This window comes from Rhodoglobus sp. G.S.4 (genome assembly GCF_056619605.1).
In genome coordinates this window covers 2,458,330-2,482,843 of sequence record NZ_CM152748.1, presented here as the reverse complement: position 1 = coordinate 2,482,843, position 24,514 = coordinate 2,458,330, and the positions used below count along the sequence as shown (strand labels likewise).

Annotated in this window: 30 protein-coding genes and 1 tRNA gene; 22 read left to right on the top strand and 9 right to left on the bottom strand. The window is 59.2% G+C overall.

Going from position 1 to position 24,514, the window contains the following annotated elements; all coding sequences use genetic code 11:
- The first annotated feature begins 25 nt into the window (after positions 1-25).
- The 5 genes from AC061P_RS12290 to AC061P_RS12270 all read left to right on the top strand — a co-directional run bounded on the left by AC061P_RS12290 (position 26) and on the right by AC061P_RS12270 (position 5,472).
- Entirely contained in the window at positions 26-2,503 is a 2,478-nt protein-coding gene (locus tag AC061P_RS12290) for an ATP-dependent Clp protease ATP-binding subunit (protein WP_449647528.1), read from the top strand.
- 105 nt (positions 2,504-2,608) lie between these two features.
- Positions 2,609-3,112, top strand: a complete 504-nt coding sequence (locus tag AC061P_RS12285) for an amino-acid N-acetyltransferase (protein WP_449647527.1) — start codon at positions 2,609-2,611, stop codon at positions 3,110-3,112.
- Positions 3,113-3,138: 26 nt separating this feature from the next.
- Complete coding sequence (locus AC061P_RS12280) at positions 3,139-3,750, top strand: hypothetical protein (protein WP_449647526.1); 612 nt, start codon at positions 3,139-3,141, stop codon at positions 3,748-3,750.
- 12 nt (positions 3,751-3,762) lie between these two features.
- Positions 3,763-4,167 (top strand): SseB family protein, encoded by a 405-nt coding sequence (locus AC061P_RS12275; RefSeq protein ID WP_449647525.1) that lies wholly within the window; start codon positions 3,763-3,765, stop codon positions 4,165-4,167.
- 186 nt (positions 4,168-4,353) lie between these two features.
- On the top strand, positions 4,354-5,472 hold the full coding sequence (locus AC061P_RS12270) for a DUF2510 domain-containing protein (RefSeq protein WP_449647524.1): 1,119 nt from the start codon (positions 4,354-4,356) through the stop codon (positions 5,470-5,472).
- A 91-nt stretch (positions 5,473-5,563) separates the two neighbouring features.
- On the opposite strand, the gene radA is transcribed toward AC061P_RS12270, so the two are convergent.
- The 4 genes from radA to AC061P_RS12250 all read right to left on the bottom strand — a co-directional run bounded on the left by radA (position 5,564) and on the right by AC061P_RS12250 (position 9,315).
- The gene (gene radA / locus AC061P_RS12265; RefSeq protein WP_449647523.1) at positions 5,564-6,919 is read right to left on the bottom strand and encodes a DNA repair protein RadA; all 1,356 of its coding nucleotides are present in this window, start codon (positions 6,917-6,919) and stop codon (positions 5,564-5,566) included.
- 79 nt (positions 6,920-6,998) lie between these two features.
- Entirely contained in the window at positions 6,999-7,313 is a 315-nt protein-coding gene (locus AC061P_RS12260) for a metal-sensitive transcriptional regulator (protein WP_480391325.1), read from the bottom strand.
- A 2-nt stretch (positions 7,314-7,315) separates the two neighbouring features.
- Positions 7,316-7,618 carry a rhodanese-like domain-containing protein gene (locus AC061P_RS12255; RefSeq protein ID WP_480391324.1) on the bottom strand — a complete coding sequence of 101 codons (303 nt, stop codon included), beginning with the start codon at positions 7,616-7,618 and terminating at the stop codon, positions 7,316-7,318.
- A gap of 41 nt (positions 7,619-7,659) precedes the next feature.
- Complete coding sequence (locus AC061P_RS12250) at positions 7,660-9,315, bottom strand: FAD-dependent oxidoreductase (RefSeq protein ID WP_480391323.1); 1,656 nt, start codon at positions 9,313-9,315, stop codon at positions 7,660-7,662.
- Between the two features lie 179 nt (positions 9,316-9,494).
- Here AC061P_RS12250 and AC061P_RS12245 point away from each other — a divergent pair, with 179 nt between their 5' ends.
- A complete protein-coding gene (locus AC061P_RS12245; RefSeq protein WP_480391322.1) occupies positions 9,495-10,106 on the top strand; it encodes a hypothetical protein in 612 nt (203 codons plus the stop codon).
- A 36-nt stretch (positions 10,107-10,142) separates the two neighbouring features.
- Positions 10,143-10,232 (top strand) — tRNA-Ser (locus AC061P_RS12240).
- Positions 10,233-10,269: 37 nt separating this feature from the next.
- Here AC061P_RS12240 and AC061P_RS12235 read toward each other — a convergent pair.
- The gene (locus AC061P_RS12235) at positions 10,270-11,403 is read right to left on the bottom strand and encodes a tyrosine-type recombinase/integrase (protein WP_480391321.1); all 1,134 of its coding nucleotides are present in this window, start codon (positions 11,401-11,403) and stop codon (positions 10,270-10,272) included.
- Between the two features lie 3 nt (positions 11,404-11,406).
- Positions 11,407-11,997, bottom strand: coding sequence for a helix-turn-helix domain-containing protein (locus AC061P_RS12230; RefSeq protein WP_480391320.1), 591 nt, complete (start codon positions 11,995-11,997; stop codon positions 11,407-11,409).
- Between the two features lie 91 nt (positions 11,998-12,088).
- Here AC061P_RS12230 and AC061P_RS12225 point away from each other — a divergent pair, with 91 nt between their 5' ends.
- The 11 genes from AC061P_RS12225 to AC061P_RS12175 all read left to right on the top strand — a co-directional run bounded on the left by AC061P_RS12225 (position 12,089) and on the right by AC061P_RS12175 (position 18,474).
- Complete coding sequence (locus AC061P_RS12225; protein WP_480391319.1) at positions 12,089-12,289, top strand: helix-turn-helix transcriptional regulator; 201 nt, start codon at positions 12,089-12,091, stop codon at positions 12,287-12,289.
- A gap of 290 nt (positions 12,290-12,579) precedes the next feature.
- Positions 12,580-12,741 carry a hypothetical protein gene (locus tag AC061P_RS12220; protein ID WP_480391318.1) on the top strand — a complete coding sequence of 54 codons (162 nt, stop codon included), beginning with the start codon at positions 12,580-12,582 and terminating at the stop codon, positions 12,739-12,741.
- Entirely contained in the window at positions 12,741-12,881 is a 141-nt protein-coding gene (locus AC061P_RS12215; RefSeq protein ID WP_480391317.1) for a hypothetical protein, read from the top strand. Before AC061P_RS12220 ends, AC061P_RS12215 begins: the two co-directional genes overlap by 1 nt.
- On the top strand, positions 12,881-13,093 hold the full coding sequence (locus AC061P_RS12210) for a hypothetical protein (RefSeq protein ID WP_480391316.1): 213 nt from the start codon (positions 12,881-12,883) through the stop codon (positions 13,091-13,093). The genes AC061P_RS12215 and AC061P_RS12210 overlap by 1 nt, the downstream gene beginning before the upstream one ends.
- The gene (locus AC061P_RS12205; RefSeq protein ID WP_480391315.1) at positions 13,093-13,728 is read left to right on the top strand and encodes a hypothetical protein; all 636 of its coding nucleotides are present in this window, start codon (positions 13,093-13,095) and stop codon (positions 13,726-13,728) included. The genes AC061P_RS12210 and AC061P_RS12205 overlap by 1 nt, the downstream gene beginning before the upstream one ends.
- 9 nt (positions 13,729-13,737) lie before the next feature.
- The gene (locus AC061P_RS12200) at positions 13,738-13,959 is read left to right on the top strand and encodes a hypothetical protein (protein ID WP_480391314.1); all 222 of its coding nucleotides are present in this window, start codon (positions 13,738-13,740) and stop codon (positions 13,957-13,959) included.
- Between the two features lie 511 nt (positions 13,960-14,470).
- Entirely contained in the window at positions 14,471-15,781 is a 1,311-nt protein-coding gene (locus tag AC061P_RS12195) for a terminase large subunit domain-containing protein (protein ID WP_480391313.1), read from the top strand.
- Between the two features lie 20 nt (positions 15,782-15,801).
- Positions 15,802-17,097, top strand: coding sequence for a phage portal protein (locus tag AC061P_RS12190; protein ID WP_480391312.1), 1,296 nt, complete (start codon positions 15,802-15,804; stop codon positions 17,095-17,097).
- Between the two features lie 50 nt (positions 17,098-17,147).
- The gene (locus AC061P_RS12185) at positions 17,148-17,648 is read left to right on the top strand and encodes a hypothetical protein (RefSeq protein ID WP_480391311.1); all 501 of its coding nucleotides are present in this window, start codon (positions 17,148-17,150) and stop codon (positions 17,646-17,648) included.
- Entirely contained in the window at positions 17,645-18,037 is a 393-nt protein-coding gene (locus AC061P_RS12180) for a DUF6093 family protein (RefSeq protein WP_480391310.1), read from the top strand. Before AC061P_RS12185 ends, AC061P_RS12180 begins: the two co-directional genes overlap by 4 nt.
- Entirely contained in the window at positions 18,037-18,474 is a 438-nt protein-coding gene (locus AC061P_RS12175; RefSeq protein WP_480391309.1) for a hypothetical protein, read from the top strand. The genes AC061P_RS12180 and AC061P_RS12175 overlap by 1 nt, the downstream gene beginning before the upstream one ends.
- Before the next feature lie 2 nt (positions 18,475-18,476).
- Here the strand turns inward: AC061P_RS12175 and AC061P_RS12170 are convergent, their stop codons facing one another.
- The gene (locus AC061P_RS12170; protein WP_480391308.1) at positions 18,477-18,887 is read right to left on the bottom strand and encodes a hypothetical protein; all 411 of its coding nucleotides are present in this window, start codon (positions 18,885-18,887) and stop codon (positions 18,477-18,479) included.
- Between the two features lie 161 nt (positions 18,888-19,048).
- Here AC061P_RS12170 and AC061P_RS12165 point away from each other — a divergent pair, with 161 nt between their 5' ends.
- The 3 genes from AC061P_RS12165 to AC061P_RS12155 all read left to right on the top strand — a co-directional run bounded on the left by AC061P_RS12165 (position 19,049) and on the right by AC061P_RS12155 (position 21,189).
- The gene (locus tag AC061P_RS12165; protein WP_480391307.1) at positions 19,049-19,927 is read left to right on the top strand and encodes a phage major capsid protein; all 879 of its coding nucleotides are present in this window, start codon (positions 19,049-19,051) and stop codon (positions 19,925-19,927) included.
- A 2-nt stretch (positions 19,928-19,929) separates the two neighbouring features.
- Positions 19,930-20,247 carry a hypothetical protein gene (locus tag AC061P_RS12160; protein ID WP_480391306.1) on the top strand — a complete coding sequence of 106 codons (318 nt, stop codon included), beginning with the start codon at positions 19,930-19,932 and terminating at the stop codon, positions 20,245-20,247.
- A gap of 486 nt (positions 20,248-20,733) precedes the next feature.
- Positions 20,734-21,189: a nuclear transport factor 2 family protein gene (locus AC061P_RS12155; RefSeq protein WP_449647518.1), complete on the top strand. Its 456-nt coding sequence runs from the start codon at positions 20,734-20,736 to the stop codon at positions 21,187-21,189.
- Positions 21,190-21,260: 71 nt separating this feature from the next.
- Here the strand turns inward: AC061P_RS12155 and AC061P_RS12150 are convergent, their stop codons facing one another.
- Both AC061P_RS12150 and AC061P_RS12145 read right to left on the bottom strand, forming a co-directional pair.
- Entirely contained in the window at positions 21,261-22,283 is a 1,023-nt protein-coding gene (locus AC061P_RS12150) for a TerC family protein (RefSeq protein ID WP_480391305.1), read from the bottom strand.
- 209 nt (positions 22,284-22,492) lie between these two features.
- On the bottom strand, positions 22,493-23,095 hold the full coding sequence (locus AC061P_RS12145) for a TetR/AcrR family transcriptional regulator (protein ID WP_480391304.1): 603 nt from the start codon (positions 23,093-23,095) through the stop codon (positions 22,493-22,495).
- Between the two features lie 56 nt (positions 23,096-23,151).
- On the opposite strand from AC061P_RS12145, the gene AC061P_RS12140 reads away from it, so the two are divergent.
- Positions 23,152-24,513 carry a flavin monoamine oxidase family protein gene (locus AC061P_RS12140; RefSeq protein WP_480391303.1) on the top strand — a complete coding sequence of 454 codons (1,362 nt, stop codon included), beginning with the start codon at positions 23,152-23,154 and terminating at the stop codon, positions 24,511-24,513.
- Position 24,514: the final 1 nt, after the last annotated feature.

The window sequence follows — 24,514 nt, the reverse complement described above, 5'->3', positions numbered from 1 at the left end:
GTAGCGGTATCAAAGGAGTGAAGAGATGTTTGAGAGATTTACCGACCGCGCCCGTCGTGTAGTCGTTTTGGCCCAAGAAGAGGCCAAGATGCTCAACCACAACTACATCGGCACAGAGCACATTTTGCTTGGCCTCATTCATGAGGGCGAGGGAGTTGCCGCTAAGGCACTCGAGTCGCTGGGTATTTCACTCGACTCCGTGCGCGAGCAGGTGCAAGACATTATTGGCCAGGGTCAGCAGCAGCCGACCGGTCACATCCCCTTCACGCCGCGTGCCAAGAAGGTACTCGAGCTGAGCCTGCGCGAAGCGCTGCAGCTCGGCCACAACTACATCGGCACAGAGCACATCCTGTTGGGCCTCATCCGTGAGGGCGAAGGCGTTGCTGCCCAGGTTCTCGTGAAGCTCGGCGCTGACCTCAACAAGGTTCGTCAGCAGGTCATCCAGCTCCTCGGAAGCTTCCAGGGCAAAGAGGCTGTCGCTGTTGGTGGCAACGATGCGACTCCCGATAAGGGTTCGCAGGTTCTTGACCAGTTCGGCCGCAACCTCACTCAGGCGGCTCGCGACGGCAAGCTCGACCCCGTAATCGGCCGCGAGAAGGAGATGGAACGTGTTATGCAGATCCTCTCCCGTCGCAGCAAGAACAACCCTGTCCTTATCGGTGAACCCGGCGTGGGTAAGACCGCGGTTGTTGAGGGACTCGCGATCGCCATCGTTAACGGTGACGTACCCGAGACTCTGAAAGACAAGCAGCTTTACTCGCTCGACCTCGGTTCGCTCATCGCTGGTAGCCGCTACCGCGGTGACTTCGAAGAGCGCCTCAAGAAGGTCACCAAGGAGATCCGCACCCGCGGCGACATCATCGTCTTCATTGACGAAATCCACACCCTCGTTGGTGCTGGTGCCGCTGAGGGCGCAATCGACGCTGCCTCGATCCTCAAGCCGCTGCTTGCTCGTGGCGAGCTCCAGACGATTGGTGCAACGACTCTCGACGAGTACCGCAAGCACTTCGAGAAGGATGCCGCCCTAGAGCGTCGCTTCCAGTCGGTTCAGGTTCACGAACCTAACCTTCCGCACACCATCAACATCCTGAAGGGGCTCCGCGACCGCTACGAGTCCTTCCACAAGGTGTCCATCACCGACGGCGCCATTGTTGCTGCAGCAAACCTTGCCGACCGTTATGTGTCTGACCGGTTCCTGCCAGACAAGGCCATTGACCTTCTGGATGAAGCGGGCGCACGTCTGCGTCTCTCCATCCTTTCCGCACCCCCTGAGCTGCGAGAATTCGACGACAAGATCGCCGAAGTTCGTGGCCAAAAAGAGGGCGCTATCGAAGACCAAGACTTCGAGAAGGCCGCTAGCCTGCGCGACGAAGAGAAGAAGCTCCTCGGCGAGCGTCTTCGCCTTGAGAAGCAGTGGAAGTCGGGCGACGTTGGCGCGAGTGGAATTGTGGATGAAGGTCTGATTGCCGAAGTTCTGGCAGCAGCAACCGGCATCCCCGTCTTCAAGCTCACTGAAGAAGAGTCCAGCCGACTCATCTTCATGGAGAAGGCACTCCACATGCGTGTCATTGGTCAAGAAGAAGCCATCTCGGTTCTCTCCAAGACCATTCGCCGCACGCGTGCTGGCCTCAAGGACCCCAACCGCCCAAGTGGTTCGTTCATCTTCGCCGGTCCGACCGGTGTCGGTAAGACCGAACTTGCTAAGGCCCTTGCCGAGTTCTTGTTCGACGACGAGTCGGCCATGATCTCGCTCGATATGAGTGAATACGGCGAAAAGCACACCGTTTCGCGCCTGTTCGGTGCGCCTCCCGGATTCGTAGGATTCGAAGAGGGTGGCCAGCTCACCGAGAAGGTGCGCCGCAAGCCATTCAGTGTTGTGCTCTTCGATGAGATCGAGAAAGCTCACCCCGACATCTTCAACTCGCTCCTGCAGATCCTCGAAGAGGGTCGCTTGACCGACGGCCAGGGTCGCGTGATCGACTTCAAGAACACTGTCATCATCATGACCACCAACCTGGGTACCAAGGACATCACCGCTGGCCCGATGGGCTTCCAGGTGGAGGGTGACTCGGCAACAAGCTACGACCGCATGCGTGGCAAGGTGGTTGAAGAGCTCAAGAAGCACTTCAAGCCAGAGTTCCTCAACCGTGTTGATGAGACGATCGTGTTCCCGCAGCTCAGCAAGCCAGAGCTGTTGCAGATCGTCGACCTCTTCATCAAGCGACTCTCCGAGCGCATGATGGATCGCGACCTCACCGTCGAGCTCACTGTTCCCGCCAAGGAGCGCCTCATCGAAGTCGGGTTCGACCCCGCCCTCGGTGCGCGACCGCTCCGCCGCGCAGTGCAGCACGAAGTTGAAGACGCTCTGAGTGAGAAAATCCTGCACGGCGAACTCAATGCCGGCGACCACGTGCACGTTGACTTCGTTGACAGCCAGTTCGTGTTCACTACCAGCCGCCAGCCTGGTCTCCCCGAAAAGGAACCAGCTGAGGTCGAGGCCTAAACCTCACCCCTAGCGAAAAGTGGCTGGGCCACACCGAAAGGTGTCGGCCCAGCCACTTCGTCGTTAACGCGGAGAATTGGTTGCCAGCAGCGGTACCTTTATTCCGTGACCACCTTCAGCGTTCGCCCCGCGACTACCGCCGACGTTCGGGCAATTCAGTCTCTCGTTGAACCGCTCGTCAACGAACGGATCCTGCTCGGCAAAGACCTCGTCGTCTTCTATGAAGCGGTGCAAGAGTTTCGCGTTGCAGTGACTCCTGAGGGCCAGGTGATCGGATGCGGGGCGCTGCACGTGATGTGGCAAGACTTAGCCGAAGTGCGAACGTTGGCTGTCGCATCCGAGTGGCTTGGTCGTGGGGTCGGCCACGCACTGCTCGATCAGATCGAGCGTGATGCTTACACTCTTGGCCTCGAACGGCTGTTCTGCCTGACGTTTGAGACCGCTTTCTTTACCCGCCACGGTTTTGAGCCCGTCATCGAAGAGCTTGTTGATCCGGCCGTTTTTGCCCAACTGTCGCTGTCTCCCGACGAGGGAGTTGCCGAATTCCTTGATCTTTCCCGTGTGAAACCCAATACCCTCGGCAACACGCGCATGCTGAAGCGCCTTTAGCGGCCCGAGACGTTTAGCCTTACCGTATGTCGACGTTTCGGAATCCGGTCGGCCCGCAGTCAAGCAGCGTCTACTGGCGCCGACGCTTGATCCTCGGGCTGGGGCTCCTTGCCGTGATCGTAATCATCTTGCTGATCGTCTTCGGCCCTAAGGCGTCAACTGATCCCGCCAACGGGCCAGGTGAGACTACAGCGGCAGAGTCGAACACTCCCGCCGCCACCGATTCCACTGGTTCAATGATTTGTGACCCAGCCAAGCTCACGCTTGAAGCGATCACCGATGCTACGAGCTATGCCGAGGGTCAAAAGCCTCAGTTGTCGTTCTCCCTCAAGAGCACCATGACGGAACCGTGCGTTGTTGACGCGGGCAGCGACATCCAAGAATTTGTTATCACTAGTGGCAGTGATGAAATTTGGAACTCCAAGCACTGCCAGACCGGTGGCGAAGCGACAACGGTTATCCTGCAACCGGGTGTTCCCGTTCAATCCAGCTCGATCGAATGGGATCGCACCCGGTCCGCCACCGACACGTGTGAGTCGGATCGTCCCGTGGTTTCGGCCGGCGGTGCGAGCTATCACCTCGAAGTCTCCGTTGGGGACATTTCTTCAGAAAGCACCAAGCAGTTCTTGTTGAACTAGCCAGGATTAGTCATGGATTCTTCATCCTCAACGGCGCAGAGCGCCGAATTCAGTTCGCCCATGCTCGCGCAGGCGCTAGAGACTGGCGACCCGCTCGCGGTCGCTTTGGCGCTCCGGAACGACCGCGTGATCGTGCCAATGCTCAGCGACCGCGAAGACGACGCAGCCCAAGTGCGTGTTTTCCGACGCGGGGAGGCCGACAAGTACATGCTGTTGCTGTTCTCGTCGGTAGAGACGTATGTCGCGATGCTTCCTGAAGAATCCGACCATCAGGTCGTTGCTTACCAAGCGGAGGACCTGCTGGGTTTCCTCGAGACCAATCGCGGCGTGATTGAATCTGTCTGGTTTGATGTTGCTGGGCCTCACACCATGCAGGCTTCGCCCGATGACATCGTGGATGCGCTAACACTTTCGTGATTGCCGACGCGACTGTGTCACAGCTGCGTTAACTTTCTGGTGTTTGCCGATCTGAGGTAGACGTCCCAGTTCAGGGGGCAATGGCCCCAAATTGGTCCATTTTGGGCCCATTTCGGCACTCTTTCGGGTTACATACAGCTAGGGCCGAACATCAATGTTATAAACAGGGCTTTCTATCAGTCGTCTGTGACGGTTACTCTGTTCAACGTGGAAGACAACAGTTTCGGTGTGCCAGCGGGATGGTACCCAGACCCCTTGGGTTTACCCCAGTTGCGCTGGTGGGATGCCCAAGCCTGGACTGAACACACCTCAGATGCTCGTGCCCCTATTGTCGTGCAGCCAAGCACCAAACTGGCCTTCGCCGATGACGACTACGACGACGACGCGGATGAACTTCCGTCGCGACGTGAACAGCGTGATCGGGAGCGCAACGTCAATGGTGAGTACCTCGTCACCGAGACTCGCAGTGAGCCGGAGCCAGAGACGGCACCAGTTCATGACGAACTGAGCGCTCAGCCTCTGCTCGCGATGACACTGCGCGAACTTGAAGCGCCTGTCGACGAGAACCGCACGGAAGAGCCTCAGCTGCTCCCCAAGTCGGCAACTGCCCACGCGAACACGATGCCTGGCGCATCCACCCTCAGCGCCTACGCTGAAGAAGAAGAAGCACCAGCGCGCGAGATTCGCCAACACCGCACCTACAACGCGGCTGTGTGGCTTATCGCAATCCTGCCTCTTGTGCAGCTTCTGACAAGCATGTTCTTGATCGCGTTTGCGGGCCTCGGCAATAACTTGCCGCTGCTGCTCGTCGTGTGGATCGCACCGTACGTAGTCGTTCTTGGTCTTGCCGCCTACGACAACCTCCTACTGCAGGTATGGGGTCACGAACGTCCAGCGAATGCTGCGTGGGCTTTCTTGACTGCACCGGTTTATCTGGTTATTCGCGGCATCCGCACGATGCGTGAGACCGGTAAGGGAATCGCTCCGATCGCTACCTGGTCGGGAACAGTGGTTTCGCTGGTAATCGGAATGCTGGTTCTTCCTGGACTGGTTATTTCCCTTATTCCTCAAACCTTCAGTACGCAGATCGAGAACTCGGTCCAGGCGCAGGCTGCAGCGTTGGGCGCAAACATTGAGCTTGACTGTCCAACCACTCCACCGGTACTGATCGGCGAGACATTCACGTGTCGCGCAGTGAAGCCATCTAACGGTCAGCGTGACTCGATTCTGGTGAGCTTGCAGCGCGAGAACGGCTGGATCAGCTGGCGCGTAGAGGACTGGGGTCTCTGGACCCTGTTCGGCTAACCAACAGTTCATCACCTAGCGTCGCAACGGCGGCTCATCCTCGGATGGGCCGCCGTTGCTGCGTGCTGGGGGAGTGGCGTGAATGGTTTTCTTAGAACTCGGGGATCTGCACGCGCTCTTCGGTCGCCCCGGCGAAGGCAAGGCGTAGGGCTTCGCGCACATGGAGAGCTTCAGAGTCGATCACGGTGCCGAAGCCAAGTCTGGCCGCTTCAGCAAGTCGTTGCTTAGCTGACGAGGCTGGCCGAATTTCACCGGCAAGGCTGATCTCGCCAACGACGGCCATTGCTGGAGCAAACGCTTTGTCTTTGTAGGCGCTGGCAATAGCTAACGCGATGGCGAGGTCGGCTCCCGGTTCTGTGACACGGATGCCGCCAACAGTGGAGACGTAGACGTCGAATCCGGAGAGGGGGATTCCCGCTCGCCGCTCGAGCACCGCGAGCAGCATCGCAACTCGTGAGGCATCGACTCCGTTGACGACGCGTCGTGGTTGCGGAGCTTGCGACTTCACGATGAGCGCTTGGACTTCGACGGGTAGGGCGCGTCTGCCCTCTAAGGCGATGGTGACGCAGGTGCCGCTCACGGGTTGGCGAGCGTGAGAAAGGAAGAGGCCACTGGGGTCGGAGACTTCGGCGATGCCTTCGCCGGTCATTTCGAAGCAACCCACTTCTTCGGTTGAGCCGAAACGGTTTTTGTGCGCGCGAACGAAGCGAAGGGCGGTCTGGCGGTCGCCTTCGAACTGCAGAACGACATCCACTAGGTGTTCCAGCAGGCGGGGGCCGGCGATGGTGCCGTCTTTGGTGACGTGGCCGACGAGGAGAACGGGCAGGTTGCGGTCTTTGCTGACCCGGATGAGGGTGGAGGCGACTTCGCGAACTTGCGAGGGGCCACCGGCAATGCCTTCGGTGGCGGCGGAGGCGACTGTTTGCACGGAGTCGACGATCACCAGTTGCGGTTTGACGTGATCGATCTGGCCGATGATGGTACCGAGGTCGGTTTCTGCGGCAAGGAACAGTGAGGGGTGAAGCGCGTTAGTGCGTTCGGCACGCAGACGGACTTGACTGACAGACTCTTCGGCCGTCACGTAGAGCACGCGTTGACCGGATGCTGCCGCCCGGGAGGCCACTTCGAGCAGAAGGGTAGATTTGCCGACGCCGGGTTCGCCGCTCAGCAGTATGGCAGCGCCGGGAACGACACCTCCGCCGAGCACGCGATCGAACTCGTTGATGCCGCTTGGCCAGTGCGCGACGGATTCGGCACCGATCTCGGTGATTGATCGTGCGCCGCTGGCGTCGGACACCGCAACGGTGGCCACTCGCTTCGTGATTCCGGTGGCGGCACCAGCTTCGACCACGGTGCCCCACTGCTGGCATTCACCGCAGCGGCCAACCCATTTGATGCTCGACCAGCCGCACTCAGTGCAGCGAAAATTACTTACAGCTCGGGCCATGCTTCAACCCTAGGCGCGGCGACTGACACCGCGGGGCACTCGCTCGGTTCTGTGAGTTCAGGAGCGCCGTGCCGTGCTGTTAGGCCAGGCTGAGAAAGAGTTTCTCGATGTCGTCTGAGGTCATTCCGTCGTGGCTGCCTTCGCCATCCTTATCGTCGACGGCGCAGGATTGCAATGCGTTGGCGATGATCATGTATCCGGCGCGGTCGAGCGCTTTACTCACGGCTGCCAGCTGGGTGACGACGTCTTTGCAGTTGGACTCTGGTCCCATTGATTCGATGAGGGCCCGCAGTTGTCCTTCGGCGCGCTTGAGTCGGTTCATGACTTTGCGCATCGCTTCGGGATCGTGTCCGGTTGGCGGCTCGACCTCGTCACGAGTGATGGTGCTTGTCATGGCTAGCTCTCTTTCTTGACGGGCAAGCCGGAGTTGCGCCAGGCCGAGGTGCCGCCCTCGACGTTGACGGCATCGAAGCCTTGAGTGCTGAGCCATTCGACGGCCTGCGCGCTGCGTCCACCACTTTCGCAGATGACGTAGACGGTGTCATCGCGGTCGAGTTCTTCAACGCGGGCAACAAGTTCTCCTAACGGAATACTTGCTGCTGTCGGTGCATGCCCTGAGACGTATTCGTAGGGTTCACGCACATCGATGATGACGGGGTTGGCAAGTTCGGAAAGTGTTTGGGTGGTAACGGTGTTCATGGTTCGATCCTTAAGGGTTACTCGGTTGGTTGTGGGGAAAACTAGGCGGTGGCGGCGGCCCAAGTGCGGTAGCCACCATCGAGGTTGACGGCGTCATAACCGTGCTGGGCGAGAATGCGCACGGCGGTGTGGCCGCGCTGTCCGACCTGGCAGTGCACGATCACGCGGTGATCGCCGAGCTCACTGAGGCGGCTGCGCAGATCGTCGAGAGGAATGTTGACGGCGAGGGGGATGGCGCCTCGCCCGAATTCGGCGGGGGTTCGAACATCCACCAGTAGGCTGCCTGCGTCACGCTCGGCATCGATTTCGTGCCACTGGATTGAGGCACTCAGCCCGTCGCGCAGATTCTTGGCGACGTAGCCGAGGTGGTTGATCGGGTCTTTCGCTGAGCCGTACTGCGGCGCGTAGGCGAGCTCGAGGTCAGCGAGGGAGCTGGCGGTGAGCCCCGCGCTTGCGGCGGTGGCAAGAACATCCATTCGCTTATCAACGCCATCGCGTCCCACTGCTTGGGCCCCGAGGATGAGGTCGGTGTCTGCGTCAACGATGAGCTTGAGTGAGAGTGATTCTGCGCCGGGGTAGTAGCCAGCGTGCGACACCGGGTGGGTGTGGATGACGCGGATGTTGCGGTCTGCTGCGCGAAGTGCGCGCTCGGTGGAGCCGAGGCTTGCCGCGGTGAGATCGAAGACGCCGACAATGGCGGTGCCGAGAGCCGGCTTGGAGTGCACGTGATCGCCGGCGAGGGTGTCGGCAAGGTAGCGACCGTCTCGGTTTGCGGGGCCGGCAAGGGCGATGAGTTCATGTTCGCCGCTGATCGCACCGACCTTCTCTGCAACGTCGCCGACCGCATAAATGTGGGGTGCACTCGTCTGGTAGCCAGCAGTGACGCGGATGCCGCCAGCAGCGCCAACGGCGAGGCCGGCGTGAACGGCAAGCACGTTGTCCGGTCGCACACCGACGGCCGCGACGACAACGTCTGCCGCGACACTAGAGCCATCACTGAGTTGGACGCTTGAGTCATGCACCGCAACTGCTTCGGTGCCGAGCCGGAGGTCGACGCCATTCTCACGCAAGTGGGTTTCCACCGGGGTGACCATTTCGGCGTCGAGGGTAGCGAGCACGTGGGCGGGGCGCTGCACAAGAGTGACCTTGAGGCCGCGCTTGGCGAGGTTTTCGGCCATCTCGATGCCGATGTAACCCGCACCCAAGACGACGACGTTCGCGGTCGTGGGGTCGAGCTCACCGAGGGAAGAGTGGAGGGCGTCAACATCTTCGATATTGCGGAGCACGAGCATCCGGTCGCTGCCGGGGATTGCGGGGAGAGTTGCACTGGCGCCTGTGGCGATGACGAGTTCATCGAAGTGCTCGGTGGTTGTGGTGTTGTCGGCGCTGTTGTGCACCGTGATGGTGTGGCCGGCGGGGTCGATTGCGGTGGCTTCGTGGTTCACGCGCACGTCGAGGCCGAAGCGGCTGCCGAGGCTCGCGGGGGTCTGCAGTAGCAGGTTGTCGCGTTCGGTGATGACACCACCGAGGTAGTAGGCGAGGCCGCAGTTGGCGAAAGAGACGTGACCGCTGCGTTCGAAGATGATGATTTCGGCGTGCTCGTCGCGACGGCGCATGCGGGTGGCGAAGGACATTCCGGCGGCAACTCCACCGATAACGAGGATGCGGCGGGGGTGGTGTGTGGTGGCGGTGCTCATTAGTCGAGCATACCCCCGGGGGTATGGCGCCGGCTAGTTGTTCTCTCGAAGCTGAACCTACGCTGGGCGAGCTGCATTAGCAACCGGCCATCCGATGCTCTAACACGGGGACATTGTATGAGGAATGCGCGACTTATTGGGGGTTCGTGCCTACGATGGAACACGAACAAGGGAGCACCGTGGCCACTGACAAGAAAATTGATCCTCGATTCGACCCAGCCTTCCAACGCGGTTACGCCGAAGGTGGCCAGGGAGCGCACGCCGACGCGGTGCGGGCTGCGCGCACCGTCGACTCCCTTCGCGACAATGCTGCCGATGTGCAATTTGCGCGCCCCGCCAGAACCGTGGCCGCTGGAGGCAACCAGGCATCGGCGCCAGAACGGGCAGCATCGCCAGCGGCAACAACTGCGCACCCCTCTGAGCAGCCAGCCAGCCCTCTTGGAGCTGGGCTCGGACTCGAACAGCAGTGGGGTCCAACTCCGCAATCGCACTATGTGGATGATGCGGGCGCGCTCGCCGAATCGACCCCGGTTACCCGCGGTAAAAGCCTCGCTCGCAGCCCTTGGATTTATGTGCTCTGGGTCATCGGTGGTGTCGGCATGGTGCTTGGCGGCGGAATCCAAGCCTGGGTGTATGCCGTCTACTACCGATTCGGTAGCTCCTCGTCCTCCGGCATTGACTGGGCACAAGTGGCGATCGCCATCGCTCCCGGGCTAATGCAGCTTGGCGCGATCTGTATCGGATTGGCGCTTCTGACCCACACGCTCAACTGGATGCGCAAAAACGCGTGAACGCACGCCCCCGTTATCTGTACTAAACTCTCTCCCGGTACCGTGTCCGAGCGGCCGAAGGTGCAACTCTCGAAAAGTTGTGTGCGTGAAAGCGCACCGTGGGTTCAAATCCCACCGGTACCGCCACAGAAAAACCCCCTACTTCCCAGTAAACATAAGGAAGTTAGGGGGTTTTCCGCTTCCCAATATCGCCATTTGGCAACAAATTGGCAACACTTGCAGAAGTTCTAGCCTGATCCAACGCTGTCGCAACGTCGTCTAAATCATCCTCGAACAGGTCCGCGTAGGTGTCCAAAGTCATGGCCGCTGACGCATGACCGAGCATCCGCTGAACCGCCTTAACATTCGCACCGGCACTAATCGACAGGCTCGCAGCAGTGTGCCGCAGATCGTGCACCGTGACCCGCTCGAAAGTTTTGTCTGCCGCCTGGGACTTCACTACAGCTCCCACGAACCATCCGCGCCGGGAGTCTGGCAGGCGCACATGATTGACACCGTTCCCGAACAACAACGCAGCGCGGTCTTTGCCCTCGCACTCACGCGCCAACGGCTCAGACAGAAAAGACGGGTAAGGAACACTTCTAGCAGTGTGACTCTTTGGCGTGCCCACAATGATCTTGCCGCCGACGTTCACCGCGTTCTCACTGACCACTACGCGCCGCCTGAGCGCGTCAAGGTCACGCACCCGAAGCCCGGTAGCTTCACCCCACCTGAGGCCCGTATAAGCGAGAAAGAAAATCAGTGTGCCGTGATCCTTGGCGTTATCCGCAAGAGCTTGCACCTGGGCATGGGACAGGTACACGCGCTTCTTTCCTGTCTTCCTTGGCAGGTTTACCCCACGCGCCGGGTTAGCGCTAATGCGTCTATCTTTCAGCGCAGCATCAAGAATTGCCGCCAGCACACCGTAGGCACGTAGAACCGTCGTAGCGCCCTTATCGGCACTTATCTGGCTGACCCATGCTTGCACCTGACTGTGCCGAATATCACCGACCGCACGCTTCCCCCACTCAGGCCGAACGTACAGCCGCCAAGCAATCTCGACAGGCCGAAACGACGACGGTTTCAAGTGCGTCTGATTCTTCAGCCACTCCACACCGAGCACGTCGACCGTGGACCGTGCCGCGCTCGCATCGACGAACTCACCCTTAGCTTTCGACACCTCGACCGACGCTAGAAACAGCTCAGCATCCCGCTTAGTTTTGAAGCCGCGCTTCTGCCCTTGGCCGTGGTCTGGCTTGCGATAAAGGACTCGGTACCGTTTGCCAGTGGCCGAATCGTAGGCGTGAACGCTGCCCATTGGTTAGATCCATTCACTCTCGTCTACTTCGTCAGGGTCCCAGCCAACGGATTTGAGTACTGCTCGCGCTTCGGGATTTTCGAGCAGTTCGTGCCAAGCGACTGTGTAGTCAGCCATTCCGGGGAAGATGGCTAACGCTTCGAATGCCCGTGTTATGGCGACCTTCTCGCCATCCGGTGCGTGAGCGTACGCAGTTGGCGCTTGGGCGTAGTCGCGCACAGCGCGCAAATAATCGAGCCGCAAGAACTTGCCGACAGTCATGGTCGCTCGAAGGTCGAAAAGAAACTCTGCGAACTCCCGGCCAGTCCTCTTGACCTCGAAAGCTCGAGATTCGGGGGAGTCTGGTGCCCTGTTGGTAAGCGTCTCGACAGGCACATCGACGGCCTCCGCGAGGCAGATCGCTTCTCCTACCGTTACTTTCCGCCGGTTGCTTTCGATCTTGTAAATCGTTTGTTGGTGGAAGTCATAGCCTTTGCGCACCATGAAGGTCGCAAGGTCTTCCTGCGTCATCGCCTTGCGCTCACGCGCTTCTCTAAGCATCGCCGCAAAAGCTTCGTCGCCTGTTTCGAAATAGCGCCGCTTACTTTCAGTCATGGACAAAGACTATCCAAATGAGTGTCGACTTGCAATCTTTACCAGTGTGAGTCATCATGGTGTGAAGTCGTACACCAAGAAGGAGAGTTGAATGACGAAGTATCTCAGCCCTGACCAAGTGGTCGAGCTAATCCCAGGCATGAGCAAAGGTGCACTCGCGCAACTCAGATTTACCGGCAAGGGACCGCGCTACCGGAAGCCGACACCGAAGACGGTTATCTACGTCGAATCGGAAGTCATCGAGTGGATCGAGAACAGCGCCAGATTCGGCACCGCATTGGAGGCCGTCTAAATGTTCGAAACAACGATGGAGCGATTCGAGTTGGACCTAGGCGCTTTTATGTCATCCGCATGCCTGGGGTCCGAAGAGACCGATTGGGAACCTGAACAGGTCGAACGTTTCCGAGCATGGGAAGTGCTCAACCCGAACTGTTATCCCGAGTCAGCCACAAGTAATGAAGTCATGGCGATCCGATACGGGGGAACCATATGACCCAGCGCAAAGAAAAAGCCGCCAGCAAGGACTGCAATCCCGCTGACGGCATTGATTCAGAAACCCAACGATCAAGTAAGGAACGAATCATGAAGACACTAGCAACTGTAACCGTTCGCCCTGTCATCGACTGGAACGGGCACACCGCAAGCCCCAACGACCTCGACATGCAAACACTCTGCAACGGGGACCAGCACACCGTAGGCGGAAGCCTCAACCGCGCCGACTACATCCTGACGGCGGTGAAGTAATGGCCATTCACCATGTTGTTGTTATCGGTGGCCGCAAGATCGTCTACCTCGACGCACGCGAAGAACACCTAACCCCCGACGAAACCCGAGCGCTCGCCCTGGACTTGATTGAAGCCGCTCACGACGCTGAGGGGGAGTAATGGACACCGACGACCTCGACCTAGTCGTGCATCTCCCCAATGACCGCGTGAAGTCCCTCCGCTATTTAACCTCGACAGACTGTCTCGAAATCGCGTTCAGCCGCACCCATCCTGCCGACCGCGCCATGTATCGCAACATGGCCAAACGGCTCACCGGGTACAAAAACTTCGAAGCATCCTTTCGTGCATCGCAAGGGAGAGGGTGTGAGTAATGACCGACGCTCGACTGCCCGAACGTTACCTAATGGACCGGCGCATTAGTCGGCTGTCTGACGCTCACTTCAGAGCGTTCGTCATGGCGACCCTGTGGAGTGTGTCGAACCGTACCGACGGCGTACTTGAGGCCACCGACCTGGCCCTCATTCCTAGCTTTCCCAGTAGCGCTCCAGCAGCGTTCGTCACCGCTGACCTTTGGACCTCGACCGATAGCGCGTGGGTCATCAATGACTACGCCGCGACGCAGACAAGTAGGCACGACCTCGAGGTGCTGGAGAACGCCAGGCGTGCCGACCGTGAGAAGAAGACCCGGCAACGAGCAGCCAAGCGCACCGACACCGCTGACCCTTCCTTCTCTCATAGTCCCGGGGACGATCCCGGGGACGAGTCCCGGGGGACAACACAGGAGAGGACAGGCAAGGCAAGGCAAGGAAAGGCACGTAGTAACGAAGGTTCAGATTCAACGGAAACAGTAAACCAAAGCACCGGTGAAGTTGAGTCTTCTAAAGGTTGGGCAGTGGCTCAGATTCCGCAGGATGACCTCGGCTATTGCGTTCCTTGCGGTGGCCCGTTGCCTTGCATCAAGAAGCACACCAAAGCAGAACAGGCGCGGGAAACCGTAGCCGCGTAAGGGGATGTTGTGAATATCAAGATTCTGCGAGTACTGGGCATCCGAGCTAAAGACCCCGGCATCCTCGCCAACGTCGACAACCACCGCGTGCGCTGGAACAACCGCCGTGACTGGGAGTGCGACTGCCTCACCGATGAAGACGAATTCGAGTGTGAACACATCGAAGCTATCCGCGCTCTAGTCGATGACCGCGTGCTTACTCCCATCAAACGAACGGCAGTGATCCTGTGACCATGAAACTCTGCGTCGTGTGTGGTGAACCGTGCGAAGGCTCACGCTGTACTGAACACCGCCCCGAGCAACCACTGAAGCGCACCAAACAACAACGCGGATACACAAGCTCATGGGCACGCCTCAGCAAACAGGCTCGCCGCCTTCAGCCCTGGTGCTCAGACTGTGGCAGCAAAGAAGACCTCACAGGCGACCATCTCAGGTGGCCAGCTAAGAGCCTCAAAGATGTTGACGTGCTGTGTCGGTCATGCAACAGCGCCAAGGGTGCACCGGGCAGCACAGAGACAACCAGCCCTCTTAACCCACTCGACCCCCCAAAGCCCCCCCGGGTGATGGCAAACTTTCTGACTCACTCGGAGACCCTTTGAATCGCCCCGGGCCTAAGGCGCAGATAACAGCTTCAGAGCTGTCTTGGAGCGACTATCCGGTGCGTGGATGGGAGCGTGTTAGGGACTTCAGCACGGACTTCCTACGGGTGCCGAAGGGTGAGGGTGCGCGTGAACCGTTCAGGTTGCGTGACTGGCAGCTCGAGGTTGTTGAGGCTTTGTATCCGACCGATAGGCCACGACCTCGGCAATCGTTGCTGTCGATCCCTCGAGGCAATGGCAAGACGGGGCTGGCCGCTGTGCTGGGACTTTATGGCCTGTTCGCTGACGAGATTGAGTCACCGCAAGTTCTAGTTGTTGCATCGACTGAGATGCAGGCTAAGCACGTTTTCAATGCAGCTAAGCGAATGATCGAACTCGACGACCGGCTAGCTGAGCGTGCCCATATTTTCAAGGACAGAATCGAGACACCTTGGAATGGTGGAGTGTTTCTGGCGTTACCGGCGACTGAGTCCGCGCTTCAGGGTTACGACCCTACGCTGCAAATCGTTGACGAGCTACATGTGGTGACCCGGGAGGTTTGGGAAGCCGTGACGAGTGCAGCGGGTAAGCGTTCAGAGTCTTTGACGCTGGCCATTTCGACCCCCTCAGATTCTCAAGAATCCGTTATGTGGGATTTAGTGAAGTACGGCAGAGAGAACGCCGACCCTAGTTTCGTTTTCCGCGAATGGGCCGCCCCCGATGGTTGCCGTATCGATGACGAGGAAGCCTGGGCAATAGCTAACCCAGCGCTCGGTGACTTCCTCCATATCGATGCTTTCCGCTCGACGGTCAAGACGACTCGAGAAGCCGCGTTTAGGCGTTACCGTCTGGGAATTTGGACCGGCTCGCATGACTCATGGCTCCCGTTCGGTGCGTGGGATAAGCAAGCCGTCGACCGCACACTCGAGGATGGTGAACGGCTGACCCTTGGCTTTGACGGGTCCGCGTCTGGCGACTCGACCGCGTTAGTAGCGTGCACCCTCGACGGCTTCATCGTGCCTATCAAGATCTGGAACAAACCAGACACCGCAGGCTGGCGGGTGCCGCGTGCCGACGTCACTGAGGCAGTCGATGACGCTTTCAACCGTTACGACGTCGTAGAGCTTGCCTGTGATCCCTGGGGCTGGCGGTCTGAGATTGAGGACTGGGCGAAGCGTCACGGTGAACGAAAAGTTGTCGAGTACAACACCGGCTTTCGTAACCGGATGGGACCGGCAACAGATCGACTTTATGCCGCCGTCATGGATGGGTCGATGACCCACGACGGCGACGAAACCCTGTCCCTTCACGTCTCGCAAACTGTGGCCGTTCAGACCGCTATCGGTGCGCTAGTTGCGAAGGATAAAAGAAACTCACCACGAAAGATCGATGGAGCTGTGGCCGCGATTGTGGCCTTTGATCGTGCCGCTTGGCACTCACGCAAGAAGTCCAGCCGCGTCGTCAGTTTCCGATAACTAACAGAAAGAAGAACAGCATGACCACTAAAGAAATGCTCGACACCCTTACCGCGCAACTCGACGAATCACAGCCGGAACTTTCCCGGCTCGACAAGTACTTCGAGGGACGGCAACCGGCAGCGTTCCTGTCGCCTAAGTCTCAGGAAGCCCTCGCCAACAAGCTCCGCGTGCTGAGCGTGAACTTCCCCAAGCTCCTCATCAACTCAGTGGCCGAACGTATGCAAGTTACCGGCTTCAGGGCAATAGGTGAAGACACCGCCGACGATGACCTGTGGCGCATATGGCAGGCCAACGACCTCGAAGCTCTGGCGCACCTGGCACACGTCGACAGTCTCACTTATGGCCGTTCCTTTGTCATCGTTTGGTCTGGCCCTGAATCGCCGCGTGTGACCGTTGAGAGCGCGAAACAGATGACCGCCGTCTACGACCCGGCAACTGGTGCTGTGCGTGCCGCCCTGAAGAAATGGGACGACGGGAAGACTCACTACGCCGTCGTTTATGAGCCTGAACAGATCACCCGCTACGCCGGGAACGAGAATGCCCTACGTGTTACTGAGGTCATCCCTAACCCACTGCTCGAGGTGCCTGTCGTGCCGATTGTTAACCGTGCGCGTTTGCTCGACTTCAGCGGGTCCAGCGAGATGGGCGACATTCTCGACCTGACCGACGGACTGGCAAAGGTCATGAGCGACGCGATGGTATCCAGTGAGTACTACGCACGACCTCGCCGCTGGGTCACTGGCTTAGAGATTATCGAGGACGACGACGGAAACCCGGTCAATCCGTTCAGTGACGAGCTGGGCCGCGTCTGGCAGTCAGAGAGTCCCGAAACAAAATTCGGTCAGTTCGACGGCTCACGCCTAGATGGTTACGGCGACCTGTCGGCAGTCATCACACAGCAGATTGGGGCTGTCTCTGGCCTGCCACCTCACTACCTTGGATTGAACGGCGACCAGCCGCCAAGCGCTGACGCTATCCGCTCCGCTGAAGCTTCCCTAGTGGCCAAAGTCATTGGTAAGCAACGCACCTACGGGCGAAGCTGGGCAAAGGTGGCCGACCTCATTGAGAAGGTCCGCACCGGCAACAACAGCCGCGACTTCGAGACTGTTTGGGCATCCCCCGAAACACGCACACCCGGTCAGACCGCAGATGCCGCCGCGAAGCTCGCCGGTATCGGCGTACCGCTGGCCGCTGTGCTCGCTAACCCGATGGGATACACACCCTCACAGATTGACCAGATCATGCAGGCACAAAGAGCCGCCGCCCTCACCTCGAGCGGTGCTGACCTGTCCGCGTTCCTGGTGGACAGTTGAGCTACCAAAAATCGCTGACCCGAATACGGGAAGCAACGAGCGAAAAGGTCATGCAGGCGTTTCGTGCGTATGGGCTGGGCCGGATCACTAAACCGCAGTTCGTGCAGTTAGCCTCCGCACTCATTCTCCAATCCAATGGCCGCGCCGCCGCCCTCGCTGACCTGTCGCTATCGGTGGAGCTGACGCGACTATCTGGCACCGTTTACGCCCCTACAGGGGTACTGCCCAAGGTCTACAAACAGTCCACGTTAGAGAAGGGCATGACGACTCTTCTGGTGGCCGCTGACGCTGGTGAAGACATCACTGCGCGACTAACCCGCTTCTCTCTCAATGCGCCCTTAGATGCCGCTGTGAGCGCCTACTCAGACGCAGTGAAAATCTCCAAAGGTATCGAGGGATGGGTTAGGCAGATGGATGCCGACCCCTGCCAGTTGTGCCGCTGGTGGTGGCGCGAAGGCCGCGTCTGGCCGAAGGATCACGCGATGCAACATCACAAAGGTTGCGAGTGCGTGCAACGTCCCGTACTGACCGAGAAAAGGAAAAGGAAATGACCGCAGAACAGGCAACACTGGCAGGCCGGCGCGAGGCCGAAAAGCTCATGACGACCACGGTGACGGTAGGCCGGGAAACAGAGGTATTGAACGAAAGTACCGCGCAGTACGAAACAACTATCACCCCGGTCTACACAGGTAAGAGTCGCATCCGAATGAACAACGTGAACGTGCGAGACGTGGCCGCAGCCGGTCAGGTGTTCGCCCTTCAAAAGCTGATCCTGTCGCTTCCCATTGCTGGCTCTTCAGTGATCCGTTTCCTCGACGTTGTCGAAGTAATCGCTAACCCGATGGACCCTGACCTAGTCGGCACCACGTACCGCATACGTGGGCACGATGGCCAGACATACGCAACCGCACGACGATTCGAAATAGAGAAGGGCAACTGATGACTGACACTACGACCGAGCCGATTACCGACCCGGATCACGAAGACGCACCCGGCGCAGACTTGGCACCTGTAACACCTGTAACACCCGTTACACCTGAAGAGGAAACACCTGAGACGTTCCCCCGGGAGTACGTCGAAGACCTCCGCAAAGAGAACGGGAAGTACCGTCAGCGTGCACAGCAAGCCGACGACCTCGCCAAGCAACTCCACACCGCATTGGTGACCGCGACGGGTCGACTGGCCGACGCTACCGACCTACCGTTCGATGAGGGCCACCTGAGCGATACCGAAAGCCTCGCCGCTGCTATCGACGGACTACTGACAGCTAAGCCGCACCTTGGCAGTCGCAAGCCAACCGGCGATATTGGGCAGGGCGCGACGGTGGCCGCTGACAGCTTCAGCCTTGCCGGGGTGCTCCGGTCAAACGCGAGTTAGCGTTAGCCAGCTGCAACAAGGGTGGCGACTTGGATTGGATAACCCTCTGCTTCGCAAGCTCGGCTAACGGCTAGGACAGTCGCCGAGTAGACGTCACGGTTATCCATCCAAGCGATCATGTGCGGAGAGTCAGGCAGCTCGTCGATAAGTTTGAGAATGCGCGAGCGCACTTCGCCGTCCGCACGTAACGCAACCTCATCAAAGCGCACAGTGATATCCGCCAGATCCTCGAGGGCGTTGTCCCCTACAGCATCTTCGCCAACTTCAATTGTCAATGCAGCGAACTCTTCGCACGCAGCGCTATTCGCTGATTCCGTTGGTGGTGTCGTCTGAGTTTCAGGCTGTGCCTGAGGAGTAGTGGACGCGCACCCGCTCAGTACGAGCAGTAGCACGGCGATCGCAGTGTACTTCATTCGTTGAGCCTAGCGGGGCCGTGAGTCAGCGCGAAACGCTGTGCATACAATGCTTGCTACAAACTCACTCTAGAGGGTAGAATAGAGGTACCCCTGGGGGGTATTTCGCGTTAGTGGGTCTGGCACCCAAACGAACACACTCAATTCGTTTGGAGAATCCCATGGCCGTATCAACCGCCAACGCATCAGAACTCACCGCAGAACAGGTCCAGTCAATCCTGGTCAAGCCACTCGAGGCAGCTTCAGTCTTCCTCGCAGCAGGCCCACGAATCATCGACACCGCTGGCCCTGTACGCCTTCCTAAGCTGGGAGCTGCAACCGCCCCGGCATGGTTTGCCGAAAACGCGCAGATCACGCCAGAGATTGACCCCACGTTCGACGAAATCACCCTCATGCCGTCGACCATGAAGAGCGTAAAGACTCTCACCCGCTTCAGTAATGAGCTTGCCCGTCAGTCCGTCATCGCCCTCGACGTGGCGCTGAAGGAACGTCTGGTCAAAGACGTTGCTGACACCCTCGACCGGCAGTTCATGGGACTTACCGGCGACGGCGTCACCATGCCCAAAGGATTGTTTGTCTACGCCGGGCAGACTATGGCCGCTGTGGGCGCGCTCACCCTCGACAAGTTGCTCGACGCTGAAGCGCTCGCCCTCGGTGCGAACGTCAACCCTGACGCGCTGAAGTGGGTAATGACTTCCCGCGAGTTCATCGCCCTACGCAAAATCAAGACCGCCGCGTCTGGCTCCAACCAGTACGTGCTTCAGCCCGACCCAACTAAGGCCGGTTCATACAGTCTGTTTGGTAAGCCGGTAGTCGTAACCAACCACCTGACAGACACGACCGGAACGCCGAACACCGGGAACATGGCTCTGGTCGACTTTTCCCAGATCGTCGTAGCTCGAGACTTGGCCCCTTCGGTCAAGATCCTCGACCAGACCTATGGCGACTACGACCAGCAAGCCATCCGCGTAGTAGCCCGATACGACGTGGCCGCGCTGAACGATGACGCGGTAATCAAGCTCACCGGCATCACGGTCTAGTCATGGTTGTCACAGGTCAAGACGTGGCCGACTTCCTCGACAGGGGTGCCGACAGCGAGTTCGTCACCCTCGCCGGGAGGCACCTGGTCATCGTCTCGGAAATGGTGAAAGCGTACACGCGGGAACTTGGCTTCACTGCCGACGAACCTAACGCCGCTATTGCCGCCGTCATCGTCTCGGCAACAGCTCGACTGTCGGCTAATCCTGACGGCACGATCACTGTTTCCATTGACGACTACCAGACCCGCAAAACAGTCTTCGAGGGCTTCAGCATTGCTGAGCGTGTGATCCTCGACGGCTACCGGCGTAAGGCCGCATAGACCGGCGTTAACGTCATCCGGTGGGCTGTGCAGCCACTACCGGAAACGATGGTCAGCGAGTCGCCACCTTGGACGACTGAGACCTGACCAGCGCCTAACCTGTAATGCCCTCGGAACCATGAGAACCGGGGGCATTACTTATGCCCTCGACGTGGCAACAATTTGGCAACACTTGGCAGAAAATCACCCTGTTTCAGTCGTGCTGACGTGATTGAAAAAGCCCGTAAACAAGGGGAAGTAGAGGGGTAGCCGCGTAGTCAAAAGGCTCGAATTAGGGTTCAAATCCCACCGGTACCGCCAAAGAAAAGCCCCGCATTCCTAGTGAATGCGGGGCTTTTTTGTGTGTGCGGAATGCTCAGAGGGATAGAACGATCACCAGTGTGAGTACGTTGATCGTGGCATTCACGCGTCGACCAAAACTCGGCTGCTAGGGTGCAAAAGTCCGAACAAGTTGCTGCTAAGCAAAAATCAAATGAAGGTGGTGCCGTGAGCTCCTTTGAGACTTTGCTCGACGAACTCGCCGTCCGAGATCTTTCCCATCGCTATGCGATGGCCCTCGACAAGAACGATGTTGAGGCCTGGCGATCACTCTTCTCCCGTGATGTAGTTTTCGAAAGCGGATCATCTCTCCCCCGGGGTTATGACGATGTGCTCCGCATTCCCGAGGATCAGCTCAAGCGCTACAAGAAGACATTGCACTCAGTAACGACCCAGCAGATAAACGTTGATGGCGATCGAGCATCAGGCGAGGTTTACTGCATTGCCCACCACATTTACGAAGACTTTCATCAGAATGAACGACTGCCGTTTGATCTCTCTCACAACTTCTTGATTCGATACGACGACGACTACGTTCGCGAAGACGGGCATTGGGTATTCGCCCGCCGCCGCATCCTCACCGAAGCTCGTTTCGTTCACCAGATCATCCCGACTCCGCTCTGATCGCTGTAGCGACCTTGTGACGGATGCCCGAGAACTGCGGGTTGTTGCCGGCGCACGATCACGCACGACCGCTAACTCACGCGAGTGCGCGACTGCGTTGACCGCGGCATATCGACCTCGGCGAGTTCGTCGTCGGTCGCCATCCGGAATCCGGCACCCGCGGGGGTCTCGATCGCGTGGCGTGGTTGTCCGCGGGTAACCCACAGGCTGGCACCGATGGAGGTTGCCAAGATGAGGAAGATCACGCCGAGCGACACGGTCGTGGAGATGTAGTACACGTCGAGGAGGAGCATCTTGATGCCGACCCAGACGAGCAAGAGAGCAAGCCCGATCTTCAGGTAGATGAAGCGGTGCATGAGGTCAGCGAGCAGAAAGTACATCGCGCGCAGACCTAAGATCGCGAATGCGTTGGCGGTGAACACGAGGAAGGCTTCGTCGGTTACGGCGAAGATGGCCGGGATCGAGTCGACGGCAAACACAATGTCAGTGATCTCGACGAGCACCAGCACGGCTAGCAGCGGGGTGGCAAGCAGTACACCTGCCTTGCGCACGACAAGTTTCTGGCCGTAGAAGGCATCTGTCATGGGTACGCGGCGACGGAAGATCTTGAGCACAACAGACTTCTCCGGGTCGTAGTGCTCGTGGCGTTTGCGCAGCATCTGGATGCCCGTGAATACCAAGAAGGCCCCGAACACGTACAGCACCCACGCGAAGCTGCTGAGCAGTGCTGCGCCGGCCGCGATGAAAATGCCGCGGAAAACGAGAGCGCCGATAACTCCGAGAAACAGCACCCGGTGCTGAAACTGGGGTGGTACGGCGAAGGCCGTGAAAATGATGGCCCAGACAAACACGTTGTCGACGGCGAGAGACTTCTCAATGACGAAGCCCGCGAAGTACTGCTGGCCAAACTCGGCGCCAAATAGCCACCAGATGATGCCACCGAAGGTGACGCCGGAAGCTACCCAGACGACGGACCACGCTGCAGCTTCGCGAACGCCAATGACGTGGGCGGTGCGATGGGCGATCAGGTCAATGGCGAGCATCACGAGAATGACGCCGACAACGGCGAGCCAAGCCCAGAGGGGAACGTTCATGAAACAACTCCAGAATGTAGAAATTCTGGAGGTCTCGTCGAGCCTTTTCAGACCCTAGCTGCACCGGGCCGTGATGACACGACCGTAATGACGATGAGCTTCGCGGGGACTACTCCCCTCCGTGCCCCTAGCTTAAGCGGGACTCGGTATGTCCTGCAAGGAATCTTTCGATGCATTCGGCACTTTCGCAGATAACGGGCTGCGCGCAATTAGCCCAGCGACATGTCGAGCATGTCCTCCAGGGTTTCGCGCACGAGGGACTCGCGGGTCTCACGGCTGCGGAAGTTCACGAGTTGGTAGGCGGAAGTAGCATCCACGAGAGCGAAAAGCACGAGCGCAGCACGCTCGGGGCTCACGGTGGCGAACTGGCCGGCATTCTGACCCGCACGGATGATGCCGATCGCGAGCGCGTGCCAGGAATCCATCGACTGACGGGCAGCTTCGGCGAGCGGCTCGTTGCGACGGCCGAGACTCCACGCATCGGTCCAGACTTCGCCGACGTTATCCCGTGCGGGATCTGCGATGGCCTCAATGAGCGCGCGAATCTGATCGAGCGGTTCGGCGGGCGCGAGAGCGTGACGCTCGACTTCGGCAATTTCCTTCTCCGCAATCGACGCGAAGGTCGAGGCGACTAGGGATTCCATGCTGGGCTCGTAGTGCGTGATGAGGGGTGCGGTGACTCCGCAATAGGCGGCGAGGTTGCGCAGCGAGATTGCGGCGAGGCCACGAGTCAGGGCGATGGCCTGTGCCGCGTCGCGGATTTCGGATGCTCGCTCGGTGGCGTTTCGTCGTCGAGTTGTGCCGGCTGCCATCCTCGCAGTGTAGCCGTTCTTGACTCTTATTGAACAGGTGGTAAATAATGGAGCCTATGAACACCATTACCCGAGACGTCGTCATCGTCGGAGCAGGCGCCACCGGGCTCACGGCAGCGCGAGCGCTCGTCCGCACCGGCAAGAGTGTCATCGTGCTCGAAGCACGCGACCGGATTGGCGGGCGACTCTGGACTGACTTCGTAGAAGGTCAAATGTTCGAGATCGGCGGTCAGTGGGTTTCCCCCGACCAGACAGCGCTCATCGAAACACTCGCCGAACTCGGCCTAGAAACCTACGAGCGGTATCGCGAAGGCGAAAGCGTTTACGTGTCGAGCGACGGCGTGGCTCGCCGCTTTACGGGAGACATCTTTCCGGCGGGGGCCGCGACCGAAGCCGAGATTACCCGATTGATTTCGGTGCTCGATGCCCTCGTGGCTGAGCTCGACCTTGAAGCTCCGTGGGAGCATCCGCGGGCCGCAGAATTCGACCGCATCTCATACCGCGCGTGGCTCGAAGGCCAGAGCACGGATGCCGAAGCGATCGACAATATTGCCCTGTTCGTTGCCGAGGCGATGCTCACCAAGCCCGCTCATTCGTTCTCGCTGTTGCAGGCGTTACTCATGGCGGCCAGCGCTGGCAGCTTCAGTAACCTGGTGGATGCTGACTTCATTCTCGACAAGCGCGTGGTGGGTGGCCTTCAGCAGGTTCCGCTGCGGATGGCCGAAGCTCTGGGCGCTGATGTGGTGCGGCTTTCGCAGCCCGTCCGCACGATCGAGTGGGATGCGACTGGCGCGACCGTCACGAGTGACGATCTCACGGTGCGTGCCGACCACGTAATTGTTGCCGTGCCACCGAACCTCTACGACCGCATCGACTACGTTCCCGCGCTTCCACGCCTGCGTCAACAAATGCAGCAGCACTCGTCCCTCGGTCTCGTGATCAAGGTTCACGCGACCTATGCGACTCCGTTCTGGCGCGCGGCCGGGCTCTCCGGTACAGCCTTCAGCCCGTACCAAATCGTGCACGAGGCGTACGACAACACCAACCACGGCGAAGATCGCGGCACCCTCGTGGGGTTTGTGTCGGGGGAGAAGGCCGACGAACTGTTCACCCTCGACCCTGCCGAACGCAAGCAGCGCATCCTCGAATCGCTCGCCACCTACTACGGCGACGAAGCACTCACCCCGGCCGTGTATTACGAAAGCGACTGGGCCTCCGAAGAGTGGACTCGCGGTGCTTATGCGGCGAGCTTCGACCTCGGCGGCCTCACCCGGTATGGAGCGCTGCAGCTTGAGCCGGTCGGGCCGATTCAGTTCGGTTCAAGCGACCTTGCGGCTGAAGGGTACCAACACGTTGACGGTGCCATTCGCGTGGGACAGCGGCTCGCGGCATCCATTATCGAATCCTCGAAAGGCTAGC